Below are 15,154 nucleotides of genomic sequence, written 5' to 3' on the forward strand. Positions count from 1 at the left end.
TAGACGCCAGTTACGACGCACAAGGGCGCTATGCCGCCGACTATCTTTGAGGCCTGGGGAGGTTGATTGTCCGCGCTCGACGAACCCTTGCGGTTGGTTCTGCTGGCTGAAACGCCAGAATGGCCCGAGCTATTGCGCGAGCGGCTAGGCGCCTTGGGCAGTATCTTCCCGCTGATTACCGCGCCCACCTGGGCGGCGGCCAGCAGCCTGTTCGATAGCCGGGTCAATGGTCTGCTGCTGACCACCGAGGCGCGCCGGCCAGCGCCGGGGATCTGTCCTCTGCCGATTATCTTGCTGCTTGAAGAAGAACCTGCCGAAGCGCCGGCTGGGGTCTGCGACTGGCTGGTGCGTGACGGCCTGAGCGTCGATGTGCTGCGCCGCTGCCTGCGCTATGTGCGCGAGCAGGGCCGCCTGCAGGAAACCCTGCAGTGCCTGGCCGAGCAGGATGCGCTGACCGGCATCGCCAATCGACAGGGCTTCCAGACCCTGCTTGCCGCGCGCCTGGCCGAATGCCAGGGCCGCGGCCTGGCGCTCGCCCATCTCGATCTGGACAATTTCCGCCACGCCAACGATGCCCTCGGCCACCAGGCCGGCGATCAGCTGATCCGGCAAGTGGTGACGCGACTCAAGGCGCAACTGCAGTCCGGGGATCAGATCGCCCGCCTGGGTGGCGACGAGTTTGCCCTGCTCCTCGATGTGCGCAGCGACCCGCAGCGTCTGCCGCGCCTGGCCGAGCGCCTTAGCGAAGTCCTGGCCGAGCCCTACTGGGTCGACGGCGAAAGCCTGTTGATCGGTTGCAGCATCGGCCTGGCCTACGCCCGTGCCGATGGCGGCGCCGACCCGCTGATGTGGCATGCGCACATCGCCATGCAGCAGGCCAAGAGCCAGCAAGGCTGTACCTTCCACGTCTTCGACGAACGGATCAATCGCGGCGCGCGCAGCCAGGCCGAGCTGGAAAGCGAGCTGCGCAGGGCCCTGCGCCGCGACGAGCTGGAGCTGCATTATCAGCCGCGCCTGTGTCTGCAGACGGGGCGCATTGTCGGCCTGGAAGCGCTGGTGCGTTGGCGCCACCGCGAGCGCGGTCTGCTGGCGCCGAACGAATTCGTGCCGCTGGCCGAGGAAAGCGGGCTGATCGTGCCCCTCGGCTACTGGGTGATTTCCCGTGCCCTGCGTGATATGCAATGGCTGCTAGGCCGCGGTCTGCCGGCGTTGCACATGGCGGTCAACCTGTCGTTCCGCCAGTTCCAGGACAGCCAGCTGTTGCCGACCCTCAGCCGCCTGATCGCGGAGCGCGGCGTCGATGCGCGCTGGCTTGAGTTCGAGTTGACCGAGACCGCGGTGATGCGCCGCAGCGATCAGGTGCAGCAGACCATGCTGGCGCTCGGTCGACTGGGGGTGCGCTTTTCCCTGGACGACTTCGGCACGGGTTTCTCCTCCTTCGTCCACCTCAGCAGCCTGCCGATCGCCCTGCTGAAGATCGACAAGAGTTTCGTCGGCGACATGCACGAGCGCCCGGAGAGTCGTCAGCTGGTCCGCGCGATGATCAATCTGGCCCACAACCTCAATCTGCAGGTGGTCGGCGAAGGCGTGGAAAACGCCGAGCAACTGGCGCTGCTGCGCGAGTTCGGCTGCGACCAGGCGCAGGGTTACCTGATCAGCAAGGCCCTGCCGTTGAGCGAGTTGGCGCGCTTCCTGGTGTTCGGCATGCGCCAGCCGCTGCTCGGCTTGCTCCAGCCCTGATGGGGCGCTCTGGTAGATTCTATGACCTCGTAGGGTGGAGGTAATCCGGGTGGGGTAATCCCGGATTGCACCGAGGTTTATCCGGGCTGCGAGGCTGTCGGGATTGCTCAATCCCTGATCCTGTCATGCTGTGCGCGCCGCCGGACGCAGCTGCGTAGGGTGCGCTGCGCGCACCAGTTCCAGCCTCGGTGCGAAACGCTCCGGTGCGCACAGCCTAGGCGGCCCCGCGCGCCCTACGAGAGGCAGGCCTCTCCTGTCAGTCGCGTCGGTCGCAGCAAGCGAGCGCACTTCCACTCGAAACCCAGGCTCAGGCCTATGGCTGCGCACGCCAGACCGCTGGCCAGGCCCCACCACACCCCTCGCGCCCCCCAGTCCAGCGCAAAGGCCAGGGTCCAGGCCAGCGGCGCACCGATCAGCCAGTAGCAGCCGAGGCCGACGAAGAAGGTGGTCTTGGCGTCCCTGAGGCCACGAATCGCGCCCATGGCGATGGTCTGGATGCCGTCGAAGAACTCGAACCAGGCGGCAATCGCCAGTAGCGCGACAGCCAGGGCCGTCACCTCGGCGTAGGCCGGGTCGAGACGGTCGAGAAACAGGCCCACCACCCACTGCGGCGCCAGCCAGAACAAGGCGGCGAAACCGAGCATGCAGGCCGCGCCGAGGCCGATGCCCAGGCGCCCGGCACGCTGCGCGTCGCGCAAACGACCGGCGCCGAAGTGCTGGCCGATGCGGAAGGTCACCGCGTAGGACAGCCCCACCGGCACCATGAAGGCCACGTACACCGACATGATCGCAATCTGATGAGCAGCCAGTTGCAGGCTGCCGAGCGCGCCCATGCACAGGGCGGCGAAGGCGAACAGGCCGGCCTCCACCGCATAGGTGCCGCCAATCGGCAGGCCCAGGCGCAGCAGTTCTTTCAACTCGCTCCAGGCCGGGCGCAGCAGGCCGCGCCCCAGCGGGTAGCCGGCATAGGCGCTGTGGCGCAGCACGTGCCAGGCCAGCAACAGGGCCATGAGGTTCATCACCAGCGCGGTGACCAGGCCGATGCCGGCCAGGCCCAGGTGCGGCAGGCCGAACCAGCCCTCGATCAGTGCGTAGTTGAGGACCAGGTTGGCCAGTGCGCCACCGATGCTGATCGCCATCACCGGGCCGGGCCGGCCGATCGCGGCGGTAAAACCGCGCAGCGCCATAAAGCTCATATAGCCGGGCAGGGCGAAGACCAGGGGGGCGAGAAACTGCATGGCGGCCGTGACGTTTTCCGGCAACTGGCCGAAATACAAGAGCGCCGGTTCAAGGTGCCACAGGCTCACTCCGGCCAGTAACGCCAACCCCCAGCCCAGCCACAGGCCATTCTGGGTCAGGCGGGTGACGCCGGCCGCATCGCTGGCGCCGTGACGGATGGCCACCAGATTGCCGACCGCGGCGATCACGCCGACGCAGAAGATCGACACGAAGGCATAGCTGGCCGCGCCCAGGCCGCCGCCGGCCAAGGCCTGCGGGCCGAGCAGGCCCATCATCACGGTGTCGGTAAAGACCATTAGGACGTGCGCCAGCTGGGCGGCGATCAGGGGGCCGGCCAGGCGCAGGATAGCGCCGAGTTCGTCGCGAAAAGCGTGCAGCATCATGAGTATGGCTCAGTGAGAAGGCTTGCCCGGGTTGTCCGGGTGGGCGGAGAATGACGCTATTCTCTTGAGTCTTCAGCGCTCGCACAAAAGGAAAAAAATGATCTCAGGCATGATTAATACTCATGGATAAGCACCGTCGTCTGGCGCCGCTGTATGCCCTGCGCGCCTTCGAAGCGGCGGCCCGGCACAGTTCCTTCACCCGCGCCGGCGAGGAGTTGGCGATCACCCAGAGCGCGGTGAGCCGGCATGTGCGCACCCTGGAAGAGCATTTCGCCTGCCGCCTGTTCGAGCGCCGCGGGCGCAGCCTGCAACTGACCGAGCCGGCGCGCATGCTGCTGCCCGGCCTGCGCGAGGGCTTCGATGCCTTGGAGCGGGCCTGCATCAGCCTGCGCGCCGACGATGCGATCCTGCGCCTGAAGGCGCCCTCGACCCTGACCATGCGTTGGCTGCTGGCACGCTTGTCGCGCTTTCGCTTGCACAACAGCGACATCGAGGTGCAGTTGACCAGTGCCTGGATGGACGTGGACAGGGTCGACTTCCTGCACGAGCCGTTCGATTGCGCGGTGTTGCTGGGCAACGGTGAGTTTCCGGATGAGTGGGGCAGCACGCTGCTGTTCGCCGAATGGCTGATCCCGGTCTGCGCCCCCGAGGCGGCTCAGGGCGGTCCCTGGGATCTGGCTCGGCTGCAGGGCGCCGAGCTGCTGCATCCGACCCCGGACCGCCGCGACTGGCGTCAATGGCTGCAAGCCATGGGCCTGGCCGAGCGGGTGCCGCTCAAGGGCGGCCAGGTGTTCGATACCCTGGAACTGGGCATGGTCGCCGCCGCCCGCGGCTACGGGGTGTCGATTGGAGATCTGGTGTTGGTCGCCGAAGACGTCGCCCAGGGCCGCCTCGGCCTGCCCTGGCCCAGCGCGGTGCCCAGCGGCTGCAGCTACTACCTGGTCTGGCCCAGGGCGCGGCGCGGCCAGGAGCGTTTCCAGCGCTTGCGCGATTACCTGGTCGCCGAGGTGGCGGCGATGCAGTTGCCGCAGGTGCAGCGCGTCTGCTGACGGCATGCGTCTTCAGGATTGCCAGGCATCGGCGTACTCAGGCGGTAGCTGTTCTTGCCTTGCTGCTTGGCCTGGTACACCGCCTGGTCGGCCTGATTCAGGTTCGTAGGGTGCGCCGCGCGCACCAGGCACCGGTTACCAGCGGTGCGCACAGCGCACCCTACACAGGTCCACCGCAGTTGCTTGAGCAATGGATTATGGCGAGACAGCACCCTGGCGAAAGGGCTATGCCCCGGTTGGAGCGGTGCATGCCGCAATCCTTTACAGAGCCAGGAAATGCCAAGTCCTTGTCGGCGATCCGGGTTTGAGCCAGGAGGGTGTTCAGCTCTGCGGACTCCCGCGGTATTGCAGCGCCTCGGCCAGGTGGCTGCGGGCGATCTGCTCGACCTGCTCGAGATCGGCCAGGGTGCGCGCCACCTTGAGCACCCGATGCGCCGCGCGCAGGGACAGGCCGAGGCGTTCGCAGGCGCTTTCCAGCCAGCCCTGATCGGCGGCGTGCAGGGCGCAGTGCTGGCGCAGGCCGGGCAGGTCGAGAAAGGCATTGGCCACGCCCTGGCGCCGTATCTGCCGCTGCCGGGCGTCGGCCACCAGGGCCGCGCCGCTGGCCGTGTCGGCGCCGTCGCTGGGCGGCACATGCAGGGCGGTGGCCTCCCGCGCCACTGTCACGTGCAGGTCGATGCGGTCGAGCAGGGGGCCCGAGAGCTTGCCGCGGTAGCGCTGGATCTGCTCCGCGCCGCAGCGACAGCGGCCGCTGGGATCACCGAGAAAACCGCAGGGGCAGGGGTTCATCGCCGCGACCAGCTGGAAGCGCGCGGGGAAGCGCACCTTGTCGCGGGCCCGGGCGATGATGATCTGCCCGCTTTCCAGGGGCTCGCGCAGCACCTCCAGGACTTTCCTGTCGAATTCCGGCAGCTCATCCAGAAACAGCACGCCCTGATGGGCTAGGGTGATTTCCCCGGGTTGCGGACGGCTGCCACCACCGACCAGGGCCGGGCCGGAGGCGCTGTGATGGGGGTTGCGAAAGGGCCGCTGCGGCCAGGCATCCAGCGGGGTGTGGCTGGCCACCGAATGAATCGCCGCGACTTCCAGGGCCTCCTGCTCGTCCAGGGGTGGCAGCAGGCCGGGCAGGCGGCTGGCCAGCAGGGTCTTGCCGGTGCCCGGAGGCCCGGTCAACAGCAGATTGTGCGAGCCGGCCGCGGCGACCAGCAGGGCACGCTTGGCGGCGACCTGGCCCTGCACCTCGGCCAGGTCGGGGTAGGGCAGGCTGCGGCGCAGCAGGCCCTGGGCCTGATAGGGGGCGATCGGGGTCTGGCCGTTGAGGTGGGCGGCCAGCTCGAGCAAATGCTCGACGGCGATGACCGCCAGCCCGGAGGCCAGGCTGGCCTCTTCGGCGTTGGCCTTCGGCACCACTAAGGTGCGTCCGGCGGCGCGGGCCGCCAGTGCCGCGGGCAATACGCCCCGCACTGGGCGCACGGCGCCGGACAAGGCCAGTTCGCCCAGGCACTCGAGCTGTTCCAGGGCGGTGGCCGGCACCTGGCCGCTGGCGGCGAGAATCCCCAAGGCAATCGCCAGGTCGAAGCGCCCGCCGTCCTTGGGCAGGTCGGCCGGGGCCAGGTTGAGGGTGATGCGGCGTGGCGGGAAGTCGAAGGCGGAATTGAGGATGGCGCTGCGCACCCGGTCCTTGCTTTCCTTGACCGCGGTCTCGGGCAGGCCGACCAGCGCCAGCGACGGCAGGCCATTGGCCAGGTGCGCCTCGACGGTGACGGCGGGCGCTTCGACGCCGACTTGGGCGCGGCTGTGGACTATGGCCAGGGACATCGATCGCTCCTTGATCGTCAGCCGTCCGAGCGGATTACTCGGTGGGCGGCGTAGCGCCTTGTGCGGTGCATGCTTCCAGTTCGGCGACCTTGGCTTCCAGTGCTTCCAGGCGGGCACGGGTGCGGGCGAGGACGGCCATCTGGCTATCGAACTCTTCCCGACTGACCAGATCGAGTTTGCTGAAGCCGCTCTGCAACAGGGCTTTGAACTGGGCTTCGAATTCGCTGCGGGGCAGCGGCGTTTCGCCGTTGAACAGGCGTGAGGCGTGAGAACTGAGTGCGTCGAGCAGGGCTTTGGGCGGCAACATGACAGGGTTCCAGTGACAGACGGGGCAGTGTAGCACGCAGCCAGGTTCGGGGCCGGTGCCGCCAGCACTGCACACTTTTTGCGCATGGTTGGTCCTGTGGGCGCACCGTTATCGTGCGTCCTTCGCCTGCAGGGGTCATACAGAGAGCCTGTTTTTTATAGTAACTATTTGAAAAAAAACAGATTTATACGATATGGCAAGCTTTCTGCTTAATCGTTTGTGACGAATGCACCGATGCAGTTCCGGTGCGTTAGGCGAAGCGGGAAGTGTTTCGTCAGGAGCGGTTGGTGGGTATCGGTGTTGTCCCCTGGGGCGACCGATGCATTACAAAAGCCAGACACAGCGCTTAGACTTGAGCCGGGTTCGTAATTCCTGGGGCAAGTCCACCTTACACGGGAGAAAGATTCATGAAGCTAGTCACTGCCATCATCAAGCCGTTCAAGCTGGACGACGTCCGCGAGTCACTGTCGGAAATCGGCGTGCAGGGCATCACCGTCACCGAGGTCAAAGGCTTCGGTCGGCAAAAAGGTCACACCGAGTTGTACCGCGGTGCCGAATATGTGGTCGATTTTCTACCCAAGGTAAAGATTGACGTGGCCATCGCTGACGACCAACTGGATCGCGTCATCGAAGCCATCACCAAGGCTGCCAACACCGGCAAGATCGGCGACGGCAAGATTTTCGTCGTCAACCTGGAACAGGCGATCCGCATCCGTACCGGCGAAACCGATACCGACGCGATCTAAAAGCCCCTCGAGCCCCTCGAACCCCACGCCCCAGGAGTAACCTCACATGACTCTGCGAAAAATCGCAGGGCTCGGAGCCCTTTTGTCTCTGGTTCCTGGCTTTGCCATGGCCGACGAGGCAGTCTTGAACGGCGGTGACACGGCTTGGATGCTGGTCGCGACCGTGCTCGTGCTGTTCATGACCATTCCGGGCCTGGCGTTGTTCTATGCCGGCATGGTGCGTTCGAAGAACGTGTTGTCGGTGTTGATGCAATGCTTCGCCATCACCGGCCTGATCAGTGTGCTCTGGGTTATCTACGGGTACAGCATGGCCTTTGACACCACCGGCATGGAGCAGGGTGTGGTCAATCTCAACTCCTTCGTCGGTGGCTTTTCCAAGGCCTTTCTCAGCGGTCTGAGTCTGGACAGCCTGGTGGCCGGCATTCCGGAAAGCGTGTTCATCACCTTCCAGATGACCTTCGCCATCATCACGCCCGCCCTGATCGTCGGCGCCTTCGCCGAACGCATGAAATTCTCGGCCATGCTGATCTTCATGGCGGTCTGGTTCACCCTCGTCTACGCCCCGATCGCGCACATGGTGTGGAGCGGCGACGGTGCGCTGATGTGGGACTGGGGCGTGCTCGACTTCGCCGGCGGCACCGTGGTGCACATCAATGCCGGGATCGCCGGTCTGGTGACCTGCCTGGTCCTGGGCAAGCGCAAGGGCTTCCCGACCACCGCGATGCCGCCACACAACCTCGGTTACACCCTGATCGGCGCGAGCATGCTCTGGGTCGGCTGGTTCGGCTTCAACGCCGGCTCGGCCCTGGCGGCCAACGGTAGCGCCGGCATGGCCATGCTGGTGACCCAGATCGCTACGGCGACGGCGGCGCTGAGCTGGATGTTCGCCGAGTGGGTCACCCACCGCAAACCCAGCGTGCTGGGCATCGCTTCCGGTGCGGTGGCGGGCCTGGTGGCCATCACTCCGGCGTCCGGCACCGCGGGGCCTATGGGCGCGCTGGTCATCGGTCTGGCGGCGGGGGTGATCTGCTTCTTCTGCGCCACCAGCCTGAAACGCAAGTTCGGCTATGACGACTCCCTGGATGTCTTCGGTGTGCATGCCGTGGGCGGCATTGTCGGCGCCATTCTCACCGGGGCGTTCGCCGCGCCGGCGTTGGGTGGCTTCGGCGCAGTGGAGAACATCCCCGCGCAACTGTGGGTGCAGTTCGAGGGCGTGGCCTTCACGGTGGTCTACACCGCGGTGTTGACCTTCGCGATTCTGAAAGTGATCGACTTGGTAATGGGCTTGCGTGTCAGCGACGAGGAAGAGACGGTCGGTCTCGATCTCGCCCTGCACAACGAGCGTGGCTACAACCTGTAAGCACACGGAGTGCGCCCGGAGCCAACCCGGGCGCCTTAACCGAACAGCGCTACAAAAGCGCGCCGGCAAGAGGTGAACCATGGATAACACAGCATTGACTGCACTGCAGTACGGCTTCGATACCTTCTACTTTTTGATTTGCGGTGCTCTGGTGATGTGGATGGCAGCGGGTTTTGCCATGCTCGAAGCCGGCCTGGTACGGGCGAAGAACACCACCGAAATCCTCACCAAGAACATCGCCCTGTACGCGGTCGCCAGCGTCATGTACCTGGTGATCGGTTACCACATCATGTACTCCAGCCCGGAGGGCGGCATCCTGCCGAGCCTGGGCTTCCTGCTCGGCGAAGAGAACAGCGTCGAGTCGGTTCTCGCCGGTGGCGACGACGCGCCCTACTACTCGGCGCGCTCGGACTTCTTCTTCCAGGTGGTGTTCGCCGCGACCTGCATGTCGATCGTCTCCGGTGCCGTGGCCGAGCGCATGAAGCTGTGGGCCTTTCTCGCCTTCGCCGTAGTCATGACCGGTTTCATCTACCCGGTACAGGGCTTCTGGAAATGGGGCTCGGGCTTCCTCAACGAAGCGGGCTTCCTCGATTTCGCCGGTTCCGGCGTGGTCCACATGGCCGGTGCCACCGCCGCTCTGGCCGGTGTCCTGCTGCTCGGTGCGCGCAAGGGCAAGTACGGCGCCAACGGCCAGGTCAACGCCATTCCCGGTGCCAACCTGCCGATGGCAACCCTGGGCGCCTTCATCCTGTGGATGGGCTGGTTCGGTTTCAACGGTGGCTCGCAGCTGAAGATGAGCACCATCGAAGATGCCAACGCCGTGGCCAACGTCTTCGTCAACACCAACATGGCCGCCGCTGGCGGTCTGATCGCGGCCATGATAGTGGCGCGCATCCTGTTCGGCAAAAGCGACCTGACCATGGCCCTCAACGGCGCTCTGGCCGGCCTGGTGGCGATCACCGCCGAGCCGCTGACCCCGGGCGCCCTGCAGGCGACCCTGATCGGTGGCGTCGGTGGCGTGCTGGTGGTGTTCTCCATCCTGGCCATGGACAAGCTCAGGATCGACGATCCGGTCGGTGCCATTTCCGTGCACGGCGTGGCCGGTATCTGGGGCCTGTTGGCGGTGGTGCTGACCAACCCGGATGCCACCCTGGGCGCCCAGTTGCTCGGTCTGGCCTGTATCTTCGCCTGGGTCTTCACCGCCAGCCTGATCGTCTGGTCGATCATCAAGCTGGTGATCGGTCTGCGCGTCACCGAGGAAGAAGAATACGAGGGCGTGGACATCGCCGAGTGCGGTATGGAAGCCTATCCGGAATTCACCAAAAGCTGATTGCCGGTGATTTACAACGAGGGCGCCCAAAGGCGCCCTTTGTTTTTTCTGGCAGCACGCTAGAATGCGCGCCGATAAGCATCGTTATGTGACGCGGCGGTGCTTGTCCGGGCCAGCGCGAGAAACGGCTGGGGGCTTTGCCAGGCAAGGTCGTTTGAATTTTTTCCGGCGACGTACGAAAGATTACGTGGCTGGGCTATAACTAACCTGCTTTTCGCAAGTCATGAGGTTGAACATGAGCGACGAAGATCTGGAACAAGACGAGCTCGAAGGGGCTGACGAAGACAGCGGCGAGGAAATGGCTGCCGCCGATGACGTCGATAGCGGTGACGACGACGGCGACGAAGTCGTCAGTACGGGCAAGAGCAAGGCCAAGGCCAAAGCGGCGATCAATGTCGAAGAGCTGCCGAGCATCGAAGCCAAGCAGAAGGATCGTGACGCCCTGGCCCGTGCCATGGAAGAGTACCTGGCGCGCGGCGGCAAGGTGCAGGAGGTCGAGCCCAACGTGGTTTCCGATCCACCGAAGAAGCCCGACAGCAAGTACGGCAGCCGGCCTATCTAAGTGCCCTGGCGAGGCAGGTCGTTTTTCAACGGTCTGCCAAGGGTTTTGCTGTCCGACAGGCTCCTAGACCCAGCTATGCAGCAGCGCCGGCAATTCGGCCAGGCTGCGGATTTCGCCATCGGCACGCTTGTCGCCTTCCCAGGCATTGCCCTGCGGGTTGAACCAGATCGCCCGCAGGCCGGCAGCCTGGGCGCCGGCGATGTCGTCGCTGGGGTGGTCGCCGACATGCACGGCGTACGGCGCGGCAACCCCGGCACGCCTGAGGGCTTCCTGAAAGGGCTTGGGATCGGGTTTGCCGACCCCGAGCTCTTCCGCGCACAGGGCGAACTGGAAATAGTCGGCCAGGCCCAGGCGGCGTACATCGGCATTGCCATTGGTAATCACCCCGAGCTGGAAGCGATTGGCCAGGGTCTCCAGGGTCGGATGCACTTCGGCGAACAGCTCGACCTGATGGCGGGCGGCGAGAAACACCTGAAAACCACCCTCGGCCAGCGCCGCGGCCTCGTCGGGCGGATAGCCGGCACCGGCCAGGGCGCCCAGCAGGATGCGCCGGCGCAGTTCGCTGAGGCGATGCTTGAGCGAGGGTTCGCCCTGCAGCAACTGCGCGCGAATCGTCCACAGGTGTTCGACCGGCACCGCGCCCAGGCGTGGCGCGTGCATGGCCAGCCAGTTGCGCAGCGTCGCTTCGGCGTCCTGCATCACCGGGGTCACGTCCCACAGGGTGTCGTCGAGGTCGAAGGTGATCAGTTGAATGCTCATTCGTTGCTGCCTTTGCGTTTGGCCCGTGGATGGGCGCGGTCATACACCGTGGCCAGGTGCTGGAAATCCAGGTGGGTGTAGACCTGGGTGGTGGCGATGTCGGCATGGCCGAGCAGCTCCTGCACCGCGCGCAAGTCCTGTGACGACTCCAGCATATGACTGGCGAAGCTGTGACGCAGCATGTGCGGATGCAGATTCTGCCCGAGTTCGCGCACCCCGGCCTGGCGCACGCGCAGCTGCACGGCGCGCGGGCCGAGCCGGCGACCCTGCTGGCTGATGAATACCGCGCCATCCGCCGGGTTGGCCAGGGCGCGCAAGGGCAGCCACTGTTCCAGGGCCTGGCGCGCCATGCGTCCGACCGGCAACACGCGGGTCTTGTTGCCCTTGCCCAGCACGCGCACCAAGCCGTCGCCCAGGTCCAGGTTGTCGAGGTTGAGGCCGACCAGTTCGGCCAGGCGCAGGCCGGAGGAGTAGAACAGCTCGAGCATGGCCTGATCGCGGCGGGCGATGAAGTCGTCCTCGATCGCGCCGTCGAGCAGTTGAGCGGTGCGGTCGGCGTCCAGGGTTTTCGGCAGGCGCCGTTCGCCTTTCGGCGGCGTCAGGCCGCTGGCCGGGTCGTTCTGGCAGTGGCCTTCGCGGATCAGGTAGCGATAGAGGCCGCGTGTGGCCGAGAGCAGGCGGGCCAGGCTGCGGCTGGACTGGCCCTGGAGGTTCAGGTGGGCGATCAACCGGCGCAGGCGCGCGCTGTCCAGCGCGGCCCATGCCGCGATCTGCTCGCGTTCGCAGAAGGCGAGGAGCTTGGCCAGATCGCGGCTGTAGCCGTCGAGGGTATGCAGCGATACCTGGCGCTCGCTGCGCAGGTGTTCGAGGTAGGCTTCAAGAGCAGCTTCAAGCTTCAAGCGGCAAGCTCCGTAGGATGGGTTAGCGGCGCATGGTGCAAGATTTACGCGCTAGGTATTAATTGTGCGTCGCGTAACCCATCGGGCGATCGGTCGAGCGATGATGGGTATCGCTCTGCTCAACCCATCCTACAGGCTCGGGCCGCTAACCCATCCTACGTTTAGCGCACTGACCGCAGCGGCGTGGCGAAGCGCGGCAGCACACGGGCCAGGACTTCGGCGATATAACCGAGGAACAGGGTACCCAGGGAACTCCTGTAGTGCTGCGGGTCACTGCTGCCGATCGCCAGCACGCCATGCAGGCCCTGGTAAGACAGCGCGACCACCGCCGCCGAGCCGACCTGCTTGGCTGCGCTTTCGCCGAACAGGAAGTTCAGTTCATGCTCGCGCAGCAGGCCGCAGATGGTCTTGCCGCCGGCCAGCAGGCCGCCGATGGCCTGATGCGCTTCGGCGCTGCTGACCGAGCGACCGACCGCGAGCGGCGTATCGCTGAACAGGATCAGGCTGACGAAGGGCACCTGGAATTGGTGGCGCAGGCTGTCCTCCACGGTGCTGACCACCTCTTCGAGGCTGGCGGCATCGAGCAGATCGAGCACCAGGTGGCGGGTCTTGTCGAACAGGCGGTCGTTGTCGCGGGCCACATCCATCAACTGCGAGAGGCGGTGGCGCATCTCGATATTGCGTTCGCGCAACAGCTTCACCTGGCGTTCGACCAGGGAGATGGTGTCACCGCGTTGGTGCGGGATGCGCAACTCGGGAAGCAATTCGTCGTGTTCGACGAAGAATTCCGGGTGCAGGCGCAGGTAGTCGGCAACCGCCGCCGCGTCGAACTCGAGTGGTTGGGGCGAATCCTGCTGGTCGGTCATAGGCGAACCTGTCCTTCGTACACGCGCATCGCGGGTCCGGTCATCATAACCGGCTGGCCCGGGCCTGCCCACTCGATGGACAGCTTGCCGCCGGGCAGTTCGATCTGCAGCGGCGAGTCCATCCAGCCCTGGCTGATCGCCGCCACCGCCGCCGCGCAGGCGCCGGTGCCGCAGGCCTGGGTCTCGCCCGCGCCGCGTTCCCAGACGCGCAGCTTGGCATGCTGGCGGTCGATGATCTGCAGGAAGCCGACGTTGACCCGCTGCGGAAAGCGCGGATGCAACTCCAGTTTCGGCCCCAGCTCATGCACCGGTGCGCTGTCGACGTCGTCGACGCGCAGCACGGCATGCGGATTGCCCATGGACACCGCGGCCAGTTCGACCGTCTGGCCGTCGACCTCGACGGGGTAACTCAAGGCTTGCCGTTCGGCCTGGAAGGGGATTTGCGCTGGCTCCAGGCGTGGTGCGCCCATATTCACGCGGACCTGGCCGTCGGCGCGCACGTCGAGCTCGATGATGCCGGCCTTGGTTTCCACGCGGATCTGCTTCTTCATCGTCAGCCGCTTGTCCAGCACGAAGCGGGCGAAGCAGCGCGCGCCATTGCCGCACTGTTCAACTTCCGAGCCGTCGGCGTTGAAGATGCGGTAGCGGAAGTCGACGTCCGGGTTGCTCGGCGGTTCCACCAGCAGCAGTTGATCGAAGCCGACGCCGGTGTGGCGATCGCCCCACTGCTTGGCGTTCTTGGGCTGGATATGCGCGTGCTGGCTGACCAGGTCGAGGACCATGAAGTCGTTGCCGAGGCCGTGCATTTTGGTAAAGCGCAATAGCATCAGGGTGCCCTTATGGTGCTGGCGGCAGCTGGCTTTCGCCCGCAAAGAGTTCGCTGAGGGTCTCGCGCCGCCGCACCTCGAAGGCCTGGTCGCCATCTACCAGCACCTCGGCGGCGCGGCCGCGGGTGTTGTAGTTGGAGCTCATGACGAAGCCGTAGGCGCCGGCCGAACACACGGCCAGCAGGTCGCCTTCGGCCAGCGCCAGCTGGCGATCCTTGGCCAGGAAGTCGCCGGTTTCGCAGATCGGGCCGACGATGTCGTAGTTGCGCGTCGCGCCATCGCGCGGCTGCACCGCCACCACGTCCATCCAGGCCTGGTACAGCGCCGGACGGATCAGGTCGTTCATCGCCGCGTCGACGATGGCGAAATCCTTGTGCTCGGTGTGCTTGAGGTACTCGACCCGGGTCAGCAGCACGCCGGCATTGGCGACGATCGAGCGGCCCGGCTCGAACACCAGGGCCAGGTCGCGCCCGGCCATGCGCTGGCGCACCGCCCGGATATAGTCACCGGCCAGTGGCGGCTGCTCGTCGCGGTATTGCACGCCGAGGCCGCCGCCCAGGTCCAGGTGCTTGATGCGGATGCCGCGCGCGGCCAGGCGGTCGATCAGCACCAGCAGACGATCCAGGGCATCGAGGAACGGCGGCAGGCTGGTCAGCTGTGAGCCGATATGGCAGTCGACGCCGAGCACCTCCAGGTTGGTCAGTTCGGCGGCGCGGGCGTAGACCGCCTCGGCCTGTTCGATGCCGATGCCGAACTTGTTCTCTTTCAGACCGGTGGAAATATACGGGTGGGTGCCGGCATCCACATCCGGGTTGACCCGCAGCGACACCGGCGCCTGCACGCCCAGCTCGGCGGCGACCTGTTGCAGGCGTTCCAGTTCGTCGGTGGATTCGACGTTGAAGCAGTGCACGCCGATCTGCAGCGCCCGGCGCATGTCGTCGCGGCTCTTGCCGACGCCGGAGAAGACGATCTTGCCAGGCTCGCCACCGGCGGCCAGGACGCGTTCCAGTTCGCCGCGCGAGACGATGTCGAAGCCGGCGCCGAGACGTGCCAGCACGTTCAACACGCCCAGGTTGGAGTTGGCCTTGACGGCGAAGCAGACCAGGTGCGGCATGCCCTGCAGGGCATCGGCGTAGGCGTGGTACTGCGCCTCGATGTGGGCGCGCGAGTAGATGTAGGTCGGCGTGCCGAAGCGTTGGGCGATGGCGGACATGGCCACGCCTTCCGCGAACAGTTGACCGTCGCGGTGGATAAAGGCTTGCATGGAAC

At 65.7% G+C, this 15,154-nt stretch carries 14 protein-coding genes; 6 read left to right on the forward strand and 8 right to left on the reverse strand.

From position 1 onward, the window contains the following. Positions 1-66 precede the first annotated feature (66 nt). Complete coding sequence (locus BM315_RS08800; RefSeq protein ID WP_090499933.1) at positions 67-1,740, forward strand: putative bifunctional diguanylate cyclase/phosphodiesterase; 1,674 nt, start codon at positions 67-69, stop codon at positions 1,738-1,740. Positions 1,741-1,973: 233 nt separating this feature from the next. Here the strand turns inward: BM315_RS08800 and BM315_RS08805 are convergent, their stop codons facing one another. Beyond that, positions 1,974-3,359 (reverse strand): NorM family multidrug efflux MATE transporter, encoded by a 1,386-nt coding sequence (locus tag BM315_RS08805; RefSeq protein WP_090500136.1) that lies wholly within the window; start codon positions 3,357-3,359, stop codon positions 1,974-1,976. A gap of 125 nt (positions 3,360-3,484) precedes the next feature. Between BM315_RS08805 and BM315_RS08810 the strand changes: the two genes are divergently transcribed. Continuing rightward, positions 3,485-4,411: a LysR substrate-binding domain-containing protein gene (locus BM315_RS08810; protein WP_090499935.1), complete on the forward strand. Its 927-nt coding sequence runs from the start codon at positions 3,485-3,487 to the stop codon at positions 4,409-4,411. Between the two features lie 321 nt (positions 4,412-4,732). Here the strand turns inward: BM315_RS08810 and BM315_RS08815 are convergent, their stop codons facing one another. Next, positions 4,733-6,229, reverse strand: a complete 1,497-nt coding sequence (locus BM315_RS08815) for a YifB family Mg chelatase-like AAA ATPase (RefSeq protein WP_090499937.1) — start codon at positions 6,227-6,229, stop codon at positions 4,733-4,735. Positions 6,230-6,263: 34 nt separating this feature from the next. Next, on the reverse strand, positions 6,264-6,536 hold the full coding sequence (locus BM315_RS08820; protein WP_090499940.1) for an accessory factor UbiK family protein: 273 nt from the start codon (positions 6,534-6,536) through the stop codon (positions 6,264-6,266). A gap of 407 nt (positions 6,537-6,943) precedes the next feature. Between BM315_RS08820 and glnK the strand changes: the two genes are divergently transcribed. The 4 genes from glnK (at position 6,944) to sutA (ending at position 10,534) form a co-directional block, all read left to right on the forward strand. After that, positions 6,944-7,282: a P-II family nitrogen regulator gene (gene glnK / locus BM315_RS08825; protein ID WP_003096476.1), complete on the forward strand. Its 339-nt coding sequence runs from the start codon at positions 6,944-6,946 to the stop codon at positions 7,280-7,282. 46 nt (positions 7,283-7,328) lie between these two features. Next, positions 7,329-8,642 (forward strand): ammonium transporter, encoded by a 1,314-nt coding sequence (locus tag BM315_RS08830; protein WP_090499942.1) that lies wholly within the window; start codon positions 7,329-7,331, stop codon positions 8,640-8,642. Between the two features lie 79 nt (positions 8,643-8,721). Beyond that, positions 8,722-9,972: an ammonium transporter gene (locus tag BM315_RS08835; protein WP_090499945.1), complete on the forward strand. Its 1,251-nt coding sequence runs from the start codon at positions 8,722-8,724 to the stop codon at positions 9,970-9,972. Positions 9,973-10,207: 235 nt separating this feature from the next. Continuing rightward, positions 10,208-10,534 carry a transcriptional regulator SutA gene (sutA, locus tag BM315_RS08840; protein ID WP_090499947.1) on the forward strand — a complete coding sequence of 109 codons (327 nt, stop codon included), beginning with the start codon at positions 10,208-10,210 and terminating at the stop codon, positions 10,532-10,534. Between the two features lie 63 nt (positions 10,535-10,597). Here the strand turns inward: sutA and BM315_RS08845 are convergent, their stop codons facing one another. The 5 genes from BM315_RS08845 to lysA form a co-directional block, all read right to left on the reverse strand. Further along, a complete protein-coding gene (locus tag BM315_RS08845) occupies positions 10,598-11,293 on the reverse strand; it encodes an HAD family hydrolase (RefSeq protein WP_090499949.1) in 696 nt (231 codons plus the stop codon). Further along, entirely contained in the window at positions 11,290-12,192 is a 903-nt protein-coding gene (xerC, locus tag BM315_RS08850) for a tyrosine recombinase XerC (protein ID WP_090499951.1), read from the reverse strand. The genes BM315_RS08845 and xerC overlap by 4 nt, the downstream gene beginning before the upstream one ends. Positions 12,193-12,353: 161 nt before the next feature. Next, entirely contained in the window at positions 12,354-13,058 is a 705-nt protein-coding gene (locus tag BM315_RS08855) for a DUF484 family protein (protein WP_090499953.1), read from the reverse strand. Next, positions 13,055-13,885: a diaminopimelate epimerase gene (gene dapF, locus BM315_RS08860; protein WP_090499955.1), complete on the reverse strand. Its 831-nt coding sequence runs from the start codon at positions 13,883-13,885 to the stop codon at positions 13,055-13,057. The genes BM315_RS08855 and dapF overlap by 4 nt, the downstream gene beginning before the upstream one ends. 10 nt (positions 13,886-13,895) lie before the next feature. Next, on the reverse strand, positions 13,896-15,149 hold the full coding sequence (gene lysA / locus BM315_RS08865) for a diaminopimelate decarboxylase (RefSeq protein ID WP_090499957.1): 1,254 nt from the start codon (positions 15,147-15,149) through the stop codon (positions 13,896-13,898). Positions 15,150-15,154 lie beyond the last annotated feature (5 nt).

The organism is Pseudomonas borbori (assembly GCF_900115555.1).
Classification (GTDB): domain Bacteria; phylum Pseudomonadota; class Gammaproteobacteria; order Pseudomonadales; family Pseudomonadaceae; genus Aquipseudomonas; species Aquipseudomonas borbori.

Bases quoted from the DNA above. Each gene is read 5' to 3' on its own strand.
- BM315_RS08805 (WP_090500136.1), bottom strand. From the start codon at position 3,359: ATGCTGCACGCTTTTCGCGACGAACTCGGCGCTATCCTGCGCCTGGCC.
- BM315_RS08810 (WP_090499935.1), top strand. From the start codon at position 3,485: ATGGATAAGCACCGTCGTCTGGCGCCGCTGTATGCCCTGCGCGCCTTC.
- BM315_RS08815 (WP_090499937.1), bottom strand. From the start codon at position 6,229: ATGTCCCTGGCCATAGTCCACAGCCGCGCCCAAGTCGGCGTCGAAGCG.
- BM315_RS08820 (WP_090499940.1), bottom strand. From the start codon at position 6,536: ATGTTGCCGCCCAAAGCCCTGCTCGACGCACTCAGTTCTCACGCCTCA.
- glnK (WP_003096476.1), top strand. From the start codon at position 6,944: ATGAAGCTAGTCACTGCCATCATCAAGCCGTTCAAGCTGGACGACGTC.
- BM315_RS08830 (WP_090499942.1), top strand. From the start codon at position 7,329: ATGACTCTGCGAAAAATCGCAGGGCTCGGAGCCCTTTTGTCTCTGGTT.
- BM315_RS08835 (WP_090499945.1), top strand. From the start codon at position 8,722: ATGGATAACACAGCATTGACTGCACTGCAGTACGGCTTCGATACCTTC.
- sutA (WP_090499947.1), top strand. From the start codon at position 10,208: ATGAGCGACGAAGATCTGGAACAAGACGAGCTCGAAGGGGCTGACGAA.
- BM315_RS08845 (WP_090499949.1), bottom strand. From the start codon at position 11,293: ATGAGCATTCAACTGATCACCTTCGACCTCGACGACACCCTGTGGGAC.
- BM315_RS08855 (WP_090499953.1), bottom strand. From the start codon at position 13,058: ATGACCGACCAGCAGGATTCGCCCCAACCACTCGAGTTCGACGCGGCG.
- dapF (WP_090499955.1), bottom strand. From the start codon at position 13,885: ATGCTATTGCGCTTTACCAAAATGCACGGCCTCGGCAACGACTTCATG.
- lysA (WP_090499957.1), bottom strand. From the start codon at position 15,149: ATGCAAGCCTTTATCCACCGCGACGGTCAACTGTTCGCGGAAGGCGTG.